At 66.0% G+C, this 906-nt stretch carries 1 pseudogene and 1 other annotated feature; the pseudogene reads left to right on the top strand.

What is annotated here, in order from left to right:
* Positions 1-906 (top strand): annotated as a pseudogene (locus AC1Q6P_RS23975) (IS3 family transposase); the annotation flags it as partial.
* Positions 119-235: a sequence feature (AL1L pseudoknot), on the top strand. (Overlaps the previous pseudogene by 117 nt.)

Raw genomic sequence — 906 nt, 5'->3', positions numbered from 1 at the left:
ACGAGGTCGATGCCGGCCAGCGAGACGGTGTCTCGACTGCGGAGGCTCAGCGCATCAAGGAACTGGAACGAGAGGTGCGCGAGCTGCGCAAGGCCAACGAGATTCTGAAGCTGGCCAGCGCGTTTTTCGCCCAGGCGGAGCTCGACCGCCGCATCAAGTCTTGAAGGCGTTCATCGACCAGCACCGCCAGCAGCTTGGGGTCGAGCCGATCTGCCGCGTCCTGCAGATTGCCCCATCGGCGTACTGGCGCCACGTCGCGTGCCAGCGCAGCCCGGCCTTGCGCTCTTTGCGAGCTCAGCGCGACGTGCAACTGCTACCGCAGGTGCAGCGCGTCTGGCAGGCCAACCATCAGGTCTACGGCGCCGAGAAGGTCTGGCGCCAGCTCAACCGCGAAGGCGTCGCCGTGGCGCGCTGCACCGTCGAGCGGCTGATGCGCCAGCTCGGGCTGCAGGGTGTGCGCCGAGGCAAGGCCGTGCGCACCACCATTCCCGATCTCAAGGCGCCATGCCCGTTGGACCGCGTCAATCGGCAGTTCCGGGCCGAGCGGCCGAACCAGCTGTGGGTCTCGGACTTCACCTATGTCTCAACCTGGCAGGGCTGGGTGTATGTGGCGTTCGTCATCGACGTGTTCAGCCGGCGCATCGTGGGTTGGCGTCAGAGCAGTTCGATGCACACCGAGTTCGTACTAGACGCATTGGAGCAGGCGCTGTACGACCGCAAGCCGTCCGATAGCCTGGTGCATCACTCCGACCGCGGCTCGCAATACCTGTCGATCCGCTACAGCGAGCGGCTGGCCGAGGCCGGAATCGAGCCCTCAGTGGGCTCCAAGGGCGACAGCTACGACAACGCACTGGCCGAGACCATCAACGGGCTGTACAAGGCCGAGGTCATTCACCGGCGCGGGCC

This window comes from Roseateles sp. GW835-FHT13E02 (genome assembly GCF_058794035.1).
This window is presented reverse-complemented; position numbering and strand designations above follow the sequence as displayed.